16 protein-coding genes are annotated in these 17,185 nt (G+C 67.4%); 4 read left to right on the top strand and 12 right to left on the bottom strand.

Translation table 11 applies throughout. The features are described 5' to 3' along the window. The first annotated feature begins 40 nt into the window (after window positions 1-40). Window positions 41-739 carry a hypothetical protein gene (locus DES47_RS09630; RefSeq protein WP_133700446.1) on the top strand — a complete coding sequence of 233 codons (699 nt, stop codon included), beginning with the start codon at window positions 41-43 and terminating at the stop codon, window positions 737-739. On the opposite strand, the gene cadR is transcribed toward DES47_RS09630, so the two are convergent. Further along, the gene (cadR, locus tag DES47_RS09625) at window positions 736-1,179 is read right to left on the bottom strand and encodes a Cd(II)/Pb(II)-responsive transcriptional regulator (protein WP_133700445.1); all 444 of its coding nucleotides are present in this window, start codon (window positions 1,177-1,179) and stop codon (window positions 736-738) included. The two genes, DES47_RS09630 and cadR, sit on opposite strands and share 4 nt — an antisense overlap. 117 nt (window positions 1,180-1,296) lie before the next feature. Here cadR and DES47_RS09620 point away from each other — a divergent pair, with 117 nt between their 5' ends. Genes DES47_RS09620 through DES47_RS09610 form a run of 3 tightly spaced genes read left to right on the top strand, consistent with a single transcriptional unit; the run spans window position 1,297 to window position 3,969 of the window. Beyond that, window positions 1,297-2,322 (top strand): ABC transporter substrate-binding protein, encoded by a 1,026-nt coding sequence (locus tag DES47_RS09620; RefSeq protein ID WP_133700444.1) that lies wholly within the window; start codon window positions 1,297-1,299, stop codon window positions 2,320-2,322. Between the two features lie 4 nt (window positions 2,323-2,326). Beyond that, entirely contained in the window at window positions 2,327-3,130 is an 804-nt protein-coding gene (locus DES47_RS09615) for an ABC transporter ATP-binding protein (protein WP_133700443.1), read from the top strand. Between the two features lie 11 nt (window positions 3,131-3,141). Continuing rightward, on the top strand, window positions 3,142-3,969 hold the full coding sequence (locus DES47_RS09610) for an ABC transporter permease (RefSeq protein WP_133700442.1): 828 nt from the start codon (window positions 3,142-3,144) through the stop codon (window positions 3,967-3,969). A 150-nt stretch (window positions 3,970-4,119) separates the two neighbouring features. Here the strand turns inward: DES47_RS09610 and DES47_RS09605 are convergent, their stop codons facing one another. The 11 genes from DES47_RS09605 to DES47_RS09565 form a co-directional block, all read right to left on the bottom strand. Beyond that, window positions 4,120-6,009: a cyclic nucleotide-binding and patatin-like phospholipase domain-containing protein gene (locus tag DES47_RS09605; RefSeq protein ID WP_133700441.1), complete on the bottom strand. Its 1,890-nt coding sequence runs from the start codon at window positions 6,007-6,009 to the stop codon at window positions 4,120-4,122. 76 nt (window positions 6,010-6,085) lie between these two features. After that, complete coding sequence (locus DES47_RS29225) at window positions 6,086-6,271, bottom strand: MlrC C-terminal domain-containing protein (RefSeq protein ID WP_243748238.1); 186 nt, start codon at window positions 6,269-6,271, stop codon at window positions 6,086-6,088. A gap of 80 nt (window positions 6,272-6,351) precedes the next feature. Further along, entirely contained in the window at window positions 6,352-6,474 is a 123-nt protein-coding gene (locus DES47_RS29220; RefSeq protein ID WP_243748237.1) for a M81 family metallopeptidase, read from the bottom strand. Beyond that, window positions 6,471-6,632 (bottom strand): M81 family metallopeptidase, encoded by a 162-nt coding sequence (locus DES47_RS28695; RefSeq protein ID WP_166651937.1) that lies wholly within the window; start codon window positions 6,630-6,632, stop codon window positions 6,471-6,473. The genes DES47_RS29220 and DES47_RS28695 overlap by 4 nt, the downstream gene beginning before the upstream one ends. Before the next feature lie 30 nt (window positions 6,633-6,662). Further along, window positions 6,663-7,175, bottom strand: coding sequence for a serine hydrolase (locus tag DES47_RS09595; RefSeq protein WP_133700440.1), 513 nt, complete (start codon window positions 7,173-7,175; stop codon window positions 6,663-6,665). Window positions 7,176-7,251: 76 nt separating this feature from the next. After that, complete coding sequence (locus tag DES47_RS09590; RefSeq protein ID WP_243748236.1) at window positions 7,252-9,729, bottom strand: TonB-dependent receptor; 2,478 nt, start codon at window positions 9,727-9,729, stop codon at window positions 7,252-7,254. Between the two features lie 97 nt (window positions 9,730-9,826). Next, on the bottom strand, window positions 9,827-10,813 hold the full coding sequence (gene dgcA / locus DES47_RS09585) for an N-acetyl-D-Glu racemase DgcA (RefSeq protein WP_133700439.1): 987 nt from the start codon (window positions 10,811-10,813) through the stop codon (window positions 9,827-9,829). Next, window positions 10,810-12,297, bottom strand: a complete 1,488-nt coding sequence (locus tag DES47_RS09580) for a M81 family metallopeptidase (RefSeq protein ID WP_133700438.1) — start codon at window positions 12,295-12,297, stop codon at window positions 10,810-10,812. The genes dgcA and DES47_RS09580 overlap by 4 nt, the downstream gene beginning before the upstream one ends. A 12-nt stretch (window positions 12,298-12,309) precedes the next feature. Further along, the gene (locus DES47_RS09575; RefSeq protein WP_133700437.1) at window positions 12,310-13,965 is read right to left on the bottom strand and encodes a serine hydrolase domain-containing protein; all 1,656 of its coding nucleotides are present in this window, start codon (window positions 13,963-13,965) and stop codon (window positions 12,310-12,312) included. After that, window positions 13,965-15,332, bottom strand: a complete 1,368-nt coding sequence (locus tag DES47_RS09570; protein WP_166651936.1) for an MFS transporter — start codon at window positions 15,330-15,332, stop codon at window positions 13,965-13,967. Before DES47_RS09570 ends, DES47_RS09575 begins: the two co-directional genes overlap by 1 nt. 115 nt (window positions 15,333-15,447) lie before the next feature. Then, window positions 15,448-17,109: a serine hydrolase domain-containing protein gene (locus DES47_RS09565; RefSeq protein ID WP_133700435.1), complete on the bottom strand. Its 1,662-nt coding sequence runs from the start codon at window positions 17,107-17,109 to the stop codon at window positions 15,448-15,450. Window positions 17,110-17,185: the final 76 nt, after the last annotated feature.

The raw sequence follows: 17,185 nt of genomic DNA, 5'->3' as shown, positions 1-17,185 counted from the left end.
CAACGAATGTGCCCCGCTGGTCGCCAAGGCCGGTGACTCGGTGACTTACCGGCAGACGAGCTCGATCAGCGGCTCGGCGCCCTACACCGTCAAGTACGACTTCAGCTCGGGCACCTACAAGGGCGCGGCGGCCACCGTCGGCACGGTCACCGTGACCGGCGTCACCGCCGCCTCGGTCGGCCTGTCCACTTTCTATCTGGATCCGGTCACCGGCGCGGCGCTGGGTCAGGATGCGGTGGCTGGCGGCGCCAATGACACCGTCACCACCTACGAACCCGCCGACTGGCAGCAGCGCCTGACCAATGCCGGCATCGTCAACGGCGGCAGCGGCAAGATCGCCGTCACAGCCACCATCACCGGCAAGAGCGTCACCGATGGCTTTGCCGCGCTGGGTGGTGCCACCGCCATCGTGATCAAGTACGAGTTCGCCATCAACCGCGACCCTAACGAGACCGTCACCACCGCCGCCGGCAGCTTTGCCAACTCGTGCAAGTTCCGCGTCGAGTTCCAGCTGAAGGACTTCCAGGTGCAGGGCCCGGCGGCCTCGAGCCCGCTGCTGGCCATGACGCTGCCGCTGCTGCAGTCCAGCTTCGTCGTGCCGACCAATGTCAGCCTGTGGACCACCAATGCCGTGCCGTTCATGCTGCCCAAGAGCGTGACGGTGACGACGCTGCCGGCACCCACCGGCGCGGTGACGACAACCCAGGAGCTGATTGCGGTGACGAAGGCCGCGCGCTAAGCGGATGCGGCGGCGGGTGGCTCGTGGCAGGCGCAGGCCTCGCCATGGGCCGCCGACACCAGCTCGTGCAGAATGCCGCAGGCATGCTGGGCATGGTTGGCATCGCACTGGGCACGCAGCGCCACCAACTGCTGCTCCAGCGCCTGCATGCTTTTCAGCCGGGCCTGCACGCGCTGCAGCTGCTGCTCGATCAGCCGGTCAACCCCGTCCGGATTGGCGCCGGGCTGATCGACGCAGGCCAGCAGCTGGGCGATGTCGGCCAGCGACATGTCCAGCGCCCGGCAATGGCGGATGAAGGCCAGCCGCTCCAGATGGGCGTGGTTGTAATCGCGGTAGCCGTTGTCGCTGCGCGCCGGGCCTGGCAGCAGGCCCTGCTTCTCATAGAAACGTATCGTCTCGATGTCCACGCCGGTGGCCTGGCTGAGGGCGCCTATGCGCATGGAAGCCTCCTTGGGTTGGTCTGCAGACTAGCACTGTGCGATGCAGCGTTCGCCCGGCTGTTGCCAGGCCGCCGGCCGGGTTAGAGTCTGCCCATCATTCCAACGGAGACCGCCACCATGCAACGCCGCAATTTTGTCGTGGCCGGCAGCGCCCTGATCGCGCTGCCCGGCTTTGCCACTGCCCAGACGGTTGAAAAGCCCAAGGTGACGATCGCGGTGGGCGGCAAGAACCTGCTGTACTACCTGCCGCTGACGATTGCCGAGACGCTGGGCTACTTCAAGGCCGAGGGCCTGGACGTGACGATCGCCGACTTTGCCGGCGGCTCGCGCGCGCTGCAGGCGGTGATCGGCGGCAGCGCCGACGTGGTGTCGGGTGCCTTCGAGCACACCATCAATATGCAGGTCAAGGGCCAGCGCCTGCGCGCCTTTGCGCTGCAGGGCCGGGCGCCGCAGATCGTGCTGGGCGTCAACCCCAAGACCATGCCCAACTTCAAGACGGTCGCCGATCTGAAGGGCAAGAAGCTGGGCGTCACCGCGCCGGGCTCCTCGACCAATGTGCTGGCCAACTTCGTGCTGGCCAAGGCCGGACTGAAGCCGAGCGATGTGTCCATCGTCGGCGTCGGTGCCGGCAGCGGTGCGGTGGCGGCGATGCGCTCCGGCCAGATCGACGCGATCAGCAACCTCGACCCGGTGATCACGCTGCTGTTGCGCTCGGGCGACCTGAAGATCGTCTCCGACACCCGGGTCGTTGCCGATGCCGACAAGATCTTCGGCGGGCCCATGCCGGCCGGCTGCATGTACGCGCCGCAGAGCTTTCTGGACAAGAACCCGGGCACCGCCCAGGCGATCGCCAACGCCATCGTGCGCGCCGACAAGTGGATTCAGCAGGCCGGCGCGGGCGACATCATCAAGGCGGTGCCCGAGAGCTTTCTGCTCGGCGACCGCGCCGTCTATATCGATGCCTTCCTGGCCGCCAAGGGCGCGTTGTCGGTGGACGGCATGTTCCCCGAGGCCGGCCCGGAGACCGCGCGCCGCGCCCTGGCCAGCATCGACAAGGAGATCGCCGAGGCCAAGATAGACCTGGCGGCGATCTACACCAATGACTTTGTCAAGCGTGCGAACGCCAAGTATCCAAAGGGCTGAAGCAATGACCGCTCCCGCGCTGCAGCTCGACAACGTCGCCTGCACCTTCGTCTCCAAGGACGACCCCAGCCAGCGCTACACCGCCGTGCGCGAGGTGGCGCTGACGGTCGGCGCCGGCGAGTTCGTCTCCGTGGTCGGCCCGACCGGCTGCGGCAAGAGCACGCTGCTCAACGTCGCCGCCGGCCTGCTGCAGCCCAGCACCGGCAGCGTCAAGGTGTTCGGCGAGCCCTTGGTGGGCATCAATGCCCGCGCCGGCTATATGTTCCAGAGCGAGAGCCTGATGCCCTGGCGCACGGCGCTGCAGAACGTGATGGCCGGGCTGGAGTTCCGTGGCGTGGCCGATGCCCGCGAGCAGGCCGAAGAGTGGCTCAAGCGCGTGGGCCTCGGGGGCTTCGGCAACCGCTACCCGCACCAGCTGTCGGGCGGCATGCGCAAGCGCGTCAGCCTGGCCCAGACACTGGTGCTGGACCCCGACATCATCCTGATGGACGAACCGTTCTCGGCACTCGACATCCAGACCCGCCAGCTGATGGAGAACGAGGTGCTGGCGCTGTGGAGTGCCAAGAAGAAGGCCGTGCTGTTCATCACCCACGATCTGGATGAAGCGATTGCCATGAGCGACCGCGTCGTCTGCCTCAGTGCCGGCCCCGGCGCGCGGCCGATCGGCGAGTTCGCCATCGACCTGCCGCGCCCGCGCGACGTGGCCGAGGTGCGCGTCATGCCGCGCTTCGTCGAGCTGCACCAGGCGATCTGGGCGGTGCTGCGCGACGAGGTCTTGAAGGGCTACCAGCAGCAGCTGGCCGCTTAGGACGCACGCATATGTGGAAATATCTGAAGCCCCGCCAGAGCAATCTGCTGGCCTGGCAGGTCGGCCTGCTGGTGGCGATCTTCGTGTTCTGGCATGTGGCCACCAAGCCGGGACTGATCCCGCCCATCGTGTTCGAGAACGACCAGCAGGCCGCTTTCTTCTTCGGCGAGCCGCTGAAGATCTTCGGCCGCGTCTGGGCCTGGTTCGTCACCAATGCCGACATCTACCAGCACCTCTGGGTCACGCTGCTGGAGACGGTGCTGGCCTTCGGCATCGGCACCGGCCTGGGCCTGGGTTGCGGCCTGTGGCTGGCACTGAGCCCGATGGCCGCCGCGATCTGCGACCCCTATATCAAGGCGCTCAACAGCATGCCACGCGTGATACTGGCGCCGATCTTCGCTGTCTGGTTCGGCCTCGGCATCGCCAGCAAGGTGGCGCTGGGCGTGACCCTGGTGTTCTTCATCGTCTTCTTCAATGTCTATCAGGGCGTCAAGGAAGTGAGCCCGGTGGTGCTGGCCAATGCGCGGATGCTCGGCGCCTCGCAGAAGCAGCTGCTGCGCCATGTCTATCTGCCCAGCGCCACCAGCTGGGTGTTCAGCTCGCTGCACACCAGCGTCGGCCTGGCCTTCGTCGGCGCGGTGGTCGGCGAGTACCTGGGCTCGTCGCGCGGCGTCGGCTATCTGATACTGCAGGCTGAAGGGTCCTTCGACATCAACACGGTGATGGCCGGCATCCTGGTGTTGACGGTGTTCGCCCTGGCGCTGGACGCCGGCGTCGGCAAGCTGGAGAAACGCCTGATGAAGTGGCAGCCGAAGTCGGGCGAAACTGAAAAGCTTTGAGGCAGCTCGCAGGGTGTTGAAAAGCGTAGCGAGGACGGCCAGATGCTAGGCGTGCGGCGCACAGGAGCCGGAACGTACTTCCTGTACGTGAGGACTCCGAGCACCGCGCAACGACGCAGATGGCCGCCGCAGTAGCTTTGCAACACCCTGCTAGACCCAGGGCTGCAACACCGACTCCTGCGCCACCTGCAGGCTGCCATCCAGCACCAGGCAGGCATGCTCATAGCCCTGCTGCTCGATCTCGTCGAAGCGTTTCCACTGCAGCATGCCGACGCGGTCCAGTGGCGGGTTCATATAGATATCGGTCAGCTTGCGCGCCTGGCGCTGGCGTGAGGTGCTGTACAGAATCGTGACGTTCATCAGATAGGTGGCCAGCGAGGGCAGGCGGTAGCGGCGCTTGGCGCGCGGGCGCAGGCGGTCGCGCAGCAGGGCCCAGGTGCCGGGCATGTCGGCATGGTCCATGCGGCGCAGGCGCTTGAAGCTCAGGTCCACGCCGATGACCTTGCCGACGCCGCGCAGGCCGCGCATCACGTCGACCGGGAAGTTGTTGAAGGTGCCGCCGTCGCAGAGCAGATCGCCCTCATGGATCAGCGGCGGCAGCGCGCCGGGGATGGCGATGCTGGCCAGCATCGCGTCGAGCAGCGGGCCGCGCTTGAGCACCTGCTCGCTGGCCTGCGAATAGTTGGTGGCCACGCAGTAATAGCCCTTCCACAGGTCTTCGATCTGGGTGCCGGCGCCGCCAAGCTCCGCCAACGCCTGGCTGACGATGCGGCGCAGGCGCCGGCCCTTGATCAAGGACAGCATCGGGATCAGATTGAAGTCGCCGGTCGGGCTGCGGGCAAACGCCTTGCGCACGGTGGCGGTGAGGGTCGCGATCGGCTGGTCCAGTGCCACCAGGGTGGCCATCACCGAGCCTATGCTGGTGCCGCCGACGACATCGATCTCGATGCCGCGCTCCTGGAGCGCGCGATACACGCCCATGTGCGCGAGCCCACGCGCGCCGCCGCCGGCAAATACCAGGCCGACGGCGGTGCGGCTGATCAGCCGCGCCAGCCGGGCCAGGTCGCGCTCCAGCGCCGGCCGGATATGGACAGGCTCGGCCAGCGGGCGGTGCTTCAACCAGGCCTTGGTGCCGGCGGGCATATGCAGCTGGGCCGGGTGCAGCAGCACCAGCATCTGCGAGGCCTCGCTCGCCTGGCCATACGGTGCGTGACGCACCAGGCACTCCTTCTCGATCGCATGCAGGCGCACCGACTGATCGGCATTGGCCAGCAGCAGCAGCTCGTCGCAATGGCGGCTGCAGCGCGAGGTCCAGGGCGTGGGCGTGGTGTCACCGAGCAGCAGCACAAAGTCGTGCGCGGCCTCGATGGCATCGAGCTGCATCGCAATGCGTCGGTTGGCGTCGGCATCGGTGCGCGGCCGTTCGGTGATGCCGGGCTCGCCCAGCTGGGCATCAAGCCGCGCACGGTCGAGCACGGCCACGCGGCCCTGCTTCCGCAGCTGGGTGGCCAGCGCTTCGGCCAAGGCGGCGAGTTCGACGCCCTCGGTGATCGGTAGCAACCCGATCGTGACCGGCCGGTCGTTGGTCGTCGGCCCACTCTCGGTCTGCAGACGGCGGATGATCTGCCTTGTGAGCGCGATCGAGACCTGGGCGCTGATCGCGAGCAGGCGCTTGAACTCGGCCTTGGACAGCCGCACCAGCACGGAGTCGCGTATCGCCACCAGGGTGGCCGACCGGGGCTCGTCGGTGTACAGGCTCATCTCGCCGACGACCTGGCCCCGCGTCACCTCGCGCACCATGCGCTGGCGGCCGTCTTCATCGGCGATATAGGTGCGCAGCCGGCCGCTGACGGTGATGTACATCGCATCGCCGGGCTCGCCCTGGCGCATCAGGGTCTCGCCGCCGGCCAGCTCCACCCATTGCAGATGCTCCAGCAGCAGCGCCATCGCGCCGGGCTCCAACTCGCCCAGAAAGGTGCGCAGATGCTGCTGCAGCAGGGCGTCGAGGTACTGAGGACGGCTGTCTGAGACCTGTTCCATGAGCCCGGTGAGTAGTCACAATCGCGGCCGCGCCGCATCTCGGACTACTGTAACCGAGCACCCCGCGCGCGACGACTCAATCGGCGTGCGGATTCCCCACCCGCGGCCAGTAATTCAGGCCTCGCGCTTTGTACCGGATACTGGCAAAGTCCGGAGTGATTGCGCCGAGCGTGGCCACATAGATCACCGCCGTGGCGATCGGTGCGAACTCGGCGTGGAAGTGCTGTGTCGACTTGACGACGATCAGCCGCTTGGCCGACACCGCGTTCGAGCGGGCGATTCAGGATGAAGGTGCTGTCGCCCGGCGCACTACCGCCTGCGCCTGGGCTGGGTCGTTGTCGGTCACCACCAGAGCTTGGCACCGGACTCGGGCACATCGCCCCAGGGGAAGCCATGGCCCAGCGACACCAACAGCAGGCCGTCACGCCCCTCGACGGCCTGCATCCGCTTGACGAAGCTGATCATCGGCTCGCGCGTGGTGTGCCACCGCCGACCATCTTGCAGTCGAACACCCGGGTACTGGCATCGCCGAAATAGATGCTGTACCCCTCGAAGCCGCCGCGGCCGGTGGGTGCATAGGCAAAGGTATTGGTTTCGGTGGACAGCTGGCTGACGAAGATCATTTGGTTCTGATTCTTTGGGGCGGTTGAGGCTCAGGCGGTGACACGCTCGAACAGCATATGACGGATGCGCGGCGTGTTGATGCGGAAGCCCTTGACCACGCCATTCGCACGCTCGACGCTGAGCACGCCGCGCAGCGGCAGATTGCCGGCGTCCAAGATGGTCCAGCCGAAGACCTCACCCGAGAAGGCCGCCAGCTCCATCAAGTTGGTGGCGAACGCACCGAAGACCTGAAGCTGCAGCTTGTCGCCGACGAAGGCGATCTGCGCATCGGCATCCAGGTCGGCGGCGCGGTAGCGGCCGACCAGCGGTGTGCCGGCCTCGCCCAGCAGCAGCGCGGCCAGGCAGGCGAAGTGCTTGCTGGTGGAGGCTATGCGCATGCGCATGCGCATGCGCGTCCACGGCGTGTTGGCCACACCCAGCTCGACGCTGGCCAGGCCGAAGCCGCGGCGGTAGACGGTCTTGCCCAGCTGCGATACGCCGACCACCAGGCCGGGCGCATCGCTGCGGTTGACTGTCTCGAACAACGCGTCAAGCGTCGCCATGTCGGCCTTCTTCTGGGTCGCAGTTGTCTCGTTCCGGAAGGGCTTCTGAGAACCTCGGGATGAATGGGCTTACGGCCTAGAACGGCAACGTCACGGTGGCACCCAAGGTGCGCGGCTTGGACGGCGACACCCAGGCCGGCCCGCCTATTGCCTGCACCGTGCCCTCATGGGCCAGCAAGGCGCGCTTGTCGAACAGATTGCGCACGAACAGCGCCACGCTGACGCGCTTGAAGTCGATGCCGGCCTGCAGATCGGTAAGGCCATAGGCCGGCAGTGAGAACAGCGGGCTCGAGCTACTGTCCGCAAATCCGGAATTGCGCTGGCCGACGTAGCGCTGGCTAAGGCCCACGTAGCTGGCATGGCCGGCCAGATCGAAGGCGTAGTTGACATTGAAGCTGGCCGAGAACTTCGCGCTGCCCGGCAGCCGGGCGCCGGCCTTGCCCCCCAGGCCGGCCGCGTCCTCGGTGAGCTTGGCATCGAGCAGTGCGGCATTGCCGCTGAAGGTCCAGCGCTGATTGGGCCGGTAGCTGGCCGACAACTCTGCCCCCCGCACCTGAGCCGCGCCGGCGTTGACGATCACCGCGACACCGTTGACCGAGTAGAGCTGCTGCAGGTCCTTCCAGCGGATGTCGAACACCGCAGCCTCCAGCGACAGCGTCTTGTCCAGCAGATCGGCCTTGTAGCCGGCCTCCAGGCTGCGCAGCGTGTCGGGCCCGAACGAAGGCGGGCCCAGAGGCTCGCCGGTCTGCCGGTCGTAAAGCACCGCATTCGGGCCGCCCGGGCGGTAGCCGGTGGCAGCACGCAGATAGACGTCGCTGCCCGGGCTCAGTGCGTAGCGTCCGGTCAGCAGCCAGGTCTTGCTGCTGTCGTTGGAGCGCGAATCAATCGACTGCGAGCCGCCGGCCAGCATGCCATCGCTGACCTGCACAAAGTGCTGCTTGTTGCGCGCCAGGCGCAGCCCACCGGTCACCGACAGGCCGTTGGCCGTCTTCCACGTCAGGTCGCCGTAGAAGGCCAGCTCGCGGTACTCGGCCGGCAGCTCGAAGGTCGCCAGGTCCGGGCCGGGCGTGCCGTCGGGAAGGAAGGTAGCGACGCGCTGCGTGTTGGTGGACTCCTCATGGTTGTAATAAAAACCCGCCAGCCACTCGAGGCGCTTGTCCGACTTGGAGGTCAGGCGCAGCTCCTGCGAACGCTTGTCCAGGCCAACCGTAAACAAGCCCGGCGTGCTGGCCAGGTCCAGGCCGGTGCCGACCAGCAGCGGGATGTAGCCGGAGGTCAAGTCCACCACCGTGTCGGAACGCACCCGCTGCCGCGCGGTGATCGAGTTCAGGCGCGCCCAGCCGAAGTCGTACTCGACGTCGGCGCTGAGCAGATCGGTCTTCACATCATAGGGTTCGGCGGCAAACAGGCGGCGCGCCCGGGGGCCTTCGATCGGCTGGGCGGTGGCAGGGGAGTAGTCGACATAATCGATGCCATCGCGCCGTATGGTCTGCGTCGTGCCGGTCAGGCGCAGTTTCAGCTTGCTCATCGGTGTGAGCAGCAACGAAGCCCGCGCCCCACGGGTTGTGCCGCGGTCGTTGTTGTTGCGGCTGATGATGCCGACGGCGTCGGTGCTGCCGCCGGCATGGTCGCTGAAGGCCGAGACACGCAGGCCGGCCACGTCTTCCTTCAGCGGCGCATTGACCACCGCGCTGAGCGTGTGGCTGCTGCCACCGCCCCGCGTGACCGATCCCGCCAACGAGGCCTTGCCTGAAAACTCGTAGGTATCCGGCTCATTGGTCACGTACTTCAGCAGCCCGCCCATCGCGCTCGCCCCATACAGCGTGCCCTGCGGACCGCGCAGCAGCTCGATGTGGTGCAAGTCGAGCAAGGCCATGTCCAGCGCCATCTGTGCGCCATTGCCCGCCACCGTGCTGGAGCCGAAGGACACTTCGTCGATGTAGACGCCGACAGTCGAGCTGGGCGAAAAACCGGTGCTCACGCCGCGGATGCTCAGCGAACCCACGCCGGCGCCTCCCAGGCTCTTGACGTCCACCCCCGCCTCGTTGCCCAGATAGTCCTGCAAGGTCTTGGCGCCGGCACGGTTGAGCTTGTCGGTGGACAGGATGTTGACCTGCATCGGCACCTCGCGCAGCGGCTCGCGGCGCCGGCTCGCCGAGACGACCACCGTCCCCAGATTACTGAGATCGTCCTCGGCGCGTCTTTCCGGCTTCTCCGGCTTGGGCGGCGTGTCAACAAAGATCACCACCGCGCCGGACACATCGCGGCGCACCGACAGCGAGCTGCCCTCCAGCAGCAATTGCAGCGCCTCTTCCGGCGAAGCGCTGCGGCTCAAGCCCTTGCTCGTGCGGCCGCGCACATCCTCGAGCTTGTAGATCAGCTGGGTGCCGGATTGGGCGGCATAGGCATCGAGCGCGGCCTTCATGTCGCCGGCGGCGATATCGAAGCTGCGCACCTGCGCCTGGAGACTGGCGCTGAAGGCGAGTGCGCACAGGGCGCCCGCGGTCAGGCGTGCAAGCTGGGTCAGGCGGGTCTTGGGAGCGGGTGTCTTCATCTGCGTCCTCGTCAGTATGGCGTGATTGCCCTCTGTCCAACTAAGACGAAGGCCGGTGAATAATCCGCGGGTATTGCGGGTATTCACCGAGGGGACATCAACCCCACAGCGCCACCTCGGGTGGGCTCAGCTGGGCTGACGCATAAGCCATTGCTTCTGGCCGGTCCGCGGCCAGCAGCAGCGGACCGTCCAGATCGACATAGCTGCAGTCCTGTGCCACCAGAAAGGCCGGCGCCATGGCCAGCGAGCTGCCGCCCATACAGCCCACCATCAGCCCGAAACCCAGCTCCTGGGCCGCCTTGACCAGGGCCAGGCCTTCGCTGAGGCCGCCGCATTTATCGAGCTTGATATTGATGTACTGGTAGCGCCCCAGCAGGTCGGGCAGGGAGCTGCGGTCGGTGCAGCTCTCGTCGGCCGCCAGCGGAATCGGCGAGCGCAGGCCATCAAGCTGGGCGTCCTCGCCCATCCGCACCGGCTGTTCGATCAGTTCCACACCCAGCGCGTACAGCTCGGGCAGCAGTTGCTCAAGCAGGTCGCGATCCCAGGCCTGGTTGGCATCGATCACCAGGCGCGCGCCCGGATGCTCTTCCTTGACAAAGCGAACCATGTCCAGATGGCGGATCGCATCGGCCTTGATCTTGATCAGCGGCATATGGCGTGCGGCGCGGGCCTTGCGCCGCACATCAGCCTCCTTGCCCAGGCCTATGGTGTAGGCCGTGGTCACCGGCAGCACGGTGCGAAACCCGGCCAACGTCCAGGCCCGCTGCCCGCTTTGCTTGGCGCGCAGGTCCCACAGCGCGCAGTCCAGCGCATTGCGCGCACCGCCGGCCGGCAGCCACTGCATCAGCTCGGCCGCGCTGGTTTCGGCATGCAGCTTGGGCGCGATCGCTGCAAGCTGCGCGGTCATCGAGACCAGCGACTCGCCGGCATAGTCCACGCCGGCGGCCTCGCCGCGACCGCTGTGGCCCCGCGCGTCACGCAAGGTCACAACAATGACGTCGATGCTGGCCAACACGCCGCACGCAATCTCCAACGGCTCGCTCAGCGGCAGGCATTCGGTGGCGATCTGGAGTTCCAAGGTCATGAGATGGCTTTCTGATGGGTAATGGTTTCGACCCGCGGCCAGTAGTCCAGGTCGCGCAACACATAGGGGATGCGCGCGAAATCGGGGTTGATGGCGCCGGGCGTGGCGGCATAGAGCACCGCCTTGGCGATCGGTGCGAACTCGGCATGGAAGTGCTGGCTGGACTTGACCACCACCAGGCCTTTGTCCGCCAGGCTCAGGCCCAGGCCGGTAAAGGCATCGGTGCCGAACACCTGGCCGCGCACCGAGGCCAGCAGCAGGTGCAGGCCGCCCGGCACGGCCGCGCTTTCCACCCACACCGCCGTGCCCATGGGCGCCCGCACGCCCATCGCCACCGCACTTTGCGAATGCGCCTCGACGACGGCACGCACGGTCACGCGCAAGTCGACCGGCGCGCCCGAGGCAGGCCCGCATTTGCCACCGACGCGCAGATCGATGACGGCGCCCACGCCGGCGTCCTTGCAGATCTGAATCGCGCCCAGATCCCAGAAGGCGCCGATCACCGCATTGCCGATGCCGCGTTCAATCAAGCGCCGCAAGATGAAGGTCGAGTCGCTGGTCGCGCCGCCACCGGGGTTGTCGGCCACATCGGCCAGCACGACGGGGCCGCCGTCGATTTGCAAAGCCTGGTCCAGTGCATCGTCCAGCGCCAGGGCATTGCCGCCAGTCAGTGCGCGCAGCTCCCAGAACTCACGACCCAGTTGCTCGGCCAGGCGCTGCGCCTTGGCGGTGTCGTTATCGGTCACCACCCACAGCTTGGCGCCGGACTCCGGCACATCGCCCCACGGGAAGCCGTGGCCCAGCGAGACCGACAGCACGCCGTCATGCCCCTCGAACGACTGCAGGCGCTTGACGAAGCCGGCCATGGGCTCGCGCGTCGTGTGCCACATGCCGACCATCTTGCAGTCGAACACAGCGGTGGTCGGCCGCAACCGGCCGGCCTGCATGTCGAGCAGGATGCGGTAGAGCTCGCGGGCGCGGTCCACGCCATCGGTGTGCGGGTACTCCTTGAACGCGATGATGACGTCGGCCGAGGCGCGCATCCGCTCGGTGAAGTGGCAGTGCAGATCGAGCTCGACGCCGAAGGGTACGTCCGGCCCGATGATCTCGCGCACCCGCGCCATCAGGTCGCCTTCGCAATCGTCATAGCCATCGGCCACCATCGCGCCATGCAGCAGCAGCTGCACTGCGTCGACGGGCATCGCCATGCGCAGATCGGCCAGCATCTGCTCGCGCAGCGACTCATAGACCTCGCGCACCGTGCGCCCGAACGGCTCGGCCGAGGCACACAGGCCCTCGACCACACAATGGCCATCGGCTTCGAGGATGCTGCGGATGGCCTGCATGAAGGCGCCGGTCGTGTCCGGTGCACGCACGCTGGCATCACCTCGATAGATGCCGCACGCCTCGAAGCCGCCCCAGCCGGTGGGCGCCGCGGCAAAGGTATTGGTTTCGGTTTCCAGCTGGGCAACAAAGAATTTCATGGTTTGCATTCCTCAGTCGGCTTGGCGCTCGAACCACATATGGCGCGTGCGTGAAGTGTTAAGACGAAACCCCATAACTCGGCCTTCCCGGCGCTCCACGCTGAGCGCGCCCATGCCGCCGTTCTGCTGGGCCGGATCCAGATCCTTCCAGCCGAAGACTTCGGCCGAGAAGGCCTCCAGCGCGATCGGATTCGGGCCGTAGGGGCCACGGATCTGCAGCTGCAGCTGCTCACCGACAAAGCACAGCGTGGCGTCGGCATCGAGATCGCGGGCCTTGTAGCGGCCCAGCAGGGGCGCAGCGACCTCGGCCAATGCCGGGGGCGTGGCAGGCAGGCGCTCGAAGCGTTCGCCGTGGCCGGCTTCGCTGAAGTCCAGGGCCGCAGGTGCCTCGCCCTCGGTGGCGAGTTGAGCGGTCTTCAGCTCCAGCGGGCCAAGGGCCACGTCCTCGAAGCCGAGGCGCAGCGTGTCGCCCTCCTCGCGCAGCGGCACCGGTGGGCTGTTCAGAAAGCTCAGGCCCAGCCGCCCCTCGGCCGCCTCGGCAAAGCCGAACACCAGGCCCGAGCCGGGCGCGTGGTAGCGGCTGCCCAGCATGGCTTTGAAGCGCGCTGCGGCGGGCTTTTTCACCACGGCGCCGAGCACGCTGTCGCCCAGCACCCGGTCGACGATCTTGTTGGCCAACTCCCTCGGGTCGGCCGGCGCGCCATTGATCATCATGATGATGTCCAGCCCGTGACTGGGCACGGTCAGCATCTGGCAGGTGCCGCCGACCACGCCGCCGGCGTGGTGAATCACCTCGACGCCGCGGTAGGGGTGGCGCATCAGGCCCAGCGCGTAGGGGCTGACGACGCCGTTGTCAAGCCTCGTCAAGGTGACCATCTGCTCCCAGCTGGCCACGCTGCCCACGATCTTGCGCGGCGAGCGCAGATGGGCCAGCCAGACCAGCATGTCATCCACGGTGGAGACCATTGCCCCCTCGCCGCGCACCTCCTCGCTGGGGAAGAGGCCACGCCGCCAGCCGCCGCCGAGCTCGGGCGGCTGCGGCACATGCAGGGTCGCCACACCGGGGAGTATCGCCATGTCGCTAGGCATCGAGACGGTGTCCACCATGCCCAGCGGCGTGAAGATGCGCTCCTTCAGGAATTGCTCGAAGGGCTGGCCGCTGACCTTCTGTATCACCAGCGAGAGCAGGTGATAGCCGCCGTTGTTGTACATCATCTTCTCGCCCGGCGCGAAGTTCACTTCGGTCTGGCCCACCAGCGTGGCCAAGGCCGCGCCCCGGGGCGGAACGGCCATGCTGCTGGCCATTGAGTTGACGTCCAAATAGCAGCGGTAACCGCTGGTGTGGTTCATGAACTGGCGCAGCGTCGGCTCACCCTTCAGCAGGGGCAACTCGGGCAGATACGTACGCACGCCGCCGTCAATGTTCAGCTTGCCATCCTCGGCCAGCAGCAACGCGGCCAGGCAGGTGAAATGCTTGCTGGTGGAACCGATGCGCATGCGCGTGGTCGGTGTGTTGGCCCTGCCGTGCTCGATGCTGGCCAGGCCGAAGCCGCGGCGATACAGCAGCTTGCCGTGTCGGGCCACGCCGACCACCAGGCCGGGAGCATCGCTGCGGTTGAGGGGCTGGAACAGCTCGTCCAGCGCGGCTGTGGAGGTTGATTCGGACATCAGAGTTTTCCCGTGGCTATCAATTCGGGGTGGACTTCCCGCACGGTGCTCGCGAAGGGCTTCTCGGCCGCGCGCATGGCCACGGCGGCCAGCGCAAAGGAGGCGGCGCAGACGCCGGCGGTCGCGACCAGCAGGCCGCGAGGATCGGTCTGCAGCAGATCGGACAGCACGCCGACCAGCACCGGGCTCAGCGCACTCATGCCTATAGCCACCGCGCTGCCGATGGCGATCACCCGCGAGCGAAGCGCGGCGGGGGCCATGTCTTGCAACATCGTTGGCGCCAGCACGCTGCCGGCGATCAGGGGCGCTATCTGCAGGCCGAACAGCAGGTAGAGAGCGGCAGCGCTATGCGTGAACAGCATCAGCAGCGAGGCCAGCGCGGACAGCATCGCGCCGATGGTAACGACGCGTATCGGCAGCGCCAGCCCCACGCGCCTGCCCAGCGGCTTCACGCTGGCAGCACCCATCAGGGCGCCCAAGGCCGTGCCCAGCAGATAGGCCACGCCTATGCCTTGGCCCACCTCGGCCGGCGGCGCACCGAAGATGCGCGTCGCGACGACAGGCACCCAGCTGCCGCTGGCCGCCACGCCCAGGCCCGCCAGGCCCGAGCCGCCGAACACGCAGATCATCGTGCGCCGGTGCGCGCGGGCATAGGGCAGCAGGGCCGGCTTGACCATCGTCGGTGGCGCATCGATATCACTGCGCTGCGGATGCAGGCGAATCAGCAGCACGGCCAGCGCCACCAGCGGGCCCGGCAGCGCCACGGCCAGAAAGGCCAGGCGCCAGGATTCCATGGCCTGCAACGCCGGCGGCAGCAGCGGGCGCAGCCCATCGAGGGCCGCCACCAGCCACCCGCTCAACGCGATGCCGAGACCCGCGCCCAGGATCGCCGCCAATGCGAAAATGCCGTTGGCCAGCAGGCGGCGGCGGGCGGAAACGATCTCCGGAATCAGGCCATAGACGATGGGCGCAAGGCCCGCTTCACCGATGCCCAGACAGGCCGCCGCGAGGAACAGGGCCGGAAAGTCCTGGGCCAGGCCGCAGGCCGCGGTGGCAGCGGCCCACACCAGCACGCAGGCGGCCAGCAGGCTGCGCCGGCCGTAGCGGTCGGCCAGCCAGCCCAGCGGCACGGCCGCCACGCCGGCAAACAGGGTGATGCCCGCGCCCTGCAGCAGTCCCAGCTTGGTGTCAGACAGATCGAGGCTCAGGCGCATCGGCTCGGCCAGCAGCACGAAGATCTGTCGGTTCAGCGCGCTGAAGACAGAGGCCATGATCAGCACCAGCAGGCCGTAACCGGCCAGCAGGCTGCTGGCGGCGAAAGCGCTGCGGCGCGCTGGGGCTGCGCGAGGCAAGGCGTGAGTATCCATGGCAGGGCCTTTGGTGGACGGGAAGGGGAGGCGACCGACACGGCCACTCTCCAGCAAGGACGAAGCTGGGCAGGAAATCCGCGCCAGGCGAGGGTATTCACCAGGCGCCAACGGCTCAGGCCGACAGGCGCTCGAAAGCCATCTGCCGCGTGCGCGGGGTGTCGACATGGAAGCCGGTGACGCGGCCGTCCTGACGCTGCAGGCTGAGCACGCCGCGTAGCGGCAGATTGACATCTGGCATCTGCCAGCCGAATACCTCGGACGAGAAGGCCTCCAGGTCCATCAGCGTGCTGCCGTAGGCGCCTTGGACCCGTAGCTGCAGCCGCTCGCCGGCGAAGCTCACCACGGCCTCGGCGTCCAGGTCCGCTGCCCGGTAGCGGCCCAGCAGCGCGGCCCCTGCAACGGCCAGCGGCGGCGGCACGTCGGGCAAGCGCTCGCAGCGCACGGCGTGCCCCGACTCGCTCATCACCAGCAGGGCCGGCGCCGGCTGGCCCTCGCCGGCCAGCGCCTCGGCCCGCAGCTCCAGCGGGCCGATGGTCATGTCCTCGAAGCCCAGGCGCAGGACCAGGCCCATGTCCCACAACGGCATCGGTGGTTGGTTCATGAAGCTCAGGCCCAGCTTTCCCTCGGCCGCTTCGGCAAAGCCGAATACCAGGCCGGAAGCCGGCGCGTGATAGCGTGTTCCCAGCATCGGCTTGAAGCGCGCGGCGGAAGCCTTCTCGCGGGGCGGCCCCAGCACATCGTCGCCCAACATCTGGTCGATGACCTGGTAGGCGAGCGCGATCGGATCCACCGGCGCACCATTGCTCATGATGATGATGTCCAGCGCCTGACTGGGCACGGTGAGCATCTGGCAGCGGCCACCGATCACACCACCGCCGTGGTGCACCACCTCGACGCCGCGGTAGTCGTGCCGCAACAAGCCCAGTCCGTAGGTGTCGACCAGGCCGCTGTTGAGTCTGGCCGGGCTCAGCATCTGGGCCCAGCTGGCCGCGCTGCCGACCACCTTCTGCGGCGCGCGCAGATGGGCCAGCCAGCGCAGCACGTCATCGACAGTGGTGATGGTCGCGCCGTCGCCGCTGGTCTCCTCGCTGGGGAAGATGCCACGCCGCCAGCGGCCGTCGGCCTGCGGCACATGCAGCGTGGCCATGCCGCGGTGGATCTCGAAGTCGCTGCGCATCGACTCCGTGTCCGGCATGCCGATCGGGGTGAATATGCGCTCCTTCAGAAACGCCTCGAAGCTCTGGCCGCTGACCCGCGCAATCACCAGCGACAGCAGGTGGTAGCCGCCATTGCTGTAGATCATCTTTTCGCCCGGTGCGAAATTCACGCCGGTCTGTCGCACCTGCGCGGCCAACGCGGCGCCCTCGGGCTTGATGGCCATGCCGTCGGACAGAAAGCCGATATCCGCATAGCAGCGGTGGCCCCCGGTGTGCGACATCAGCTGGCGCAAGCTGGGCTCACCGCTCAACACCGGCAGCTCCGGAAGGTAGCGTCGGACGCTGGCATCCACATCGACCCGGCCCTCTTCGGCCAGCAGCAGCAGGGCCAGGCTGGTGAAGTGCTTGCTGGACGAGCCCATCGCCATGCGAGTGGCCGGCGTGTTGGCCACGCCATGCTCGATGCTGGCCAAGCCGAAGCCGCGGCGGTAGACGGTTTTGCCATGTTGGGCCACCCCGACCACCAGGCCCGGTGCGTCGCTGCGGTTGACCGGCTGGAACAGCTCGTCGAGTGCCGCCACGCCGGTCTTGAACTCGACCGCTTTCGATTCACTCATGATGGACATCTCTTCGATTGAAATAGGCGGGAGCGCCGGGTACTTCCTGCTCAGCAAAGACGAAATCACCGCCCGC

The sequence above is a fragment of the Roseateles toxinivorans genome, from assembly GCF_004362525.1.
GTDB lineage: Bacteria > Pseudomonadota > Gammaproteobacteria > Burkholderiales > Burkholderiaceae_C > Paucibacter > Paucibacter toxinivorans.
This window is presented reverse-complemented; position numbering and strand designations above follow the sequence as displayed.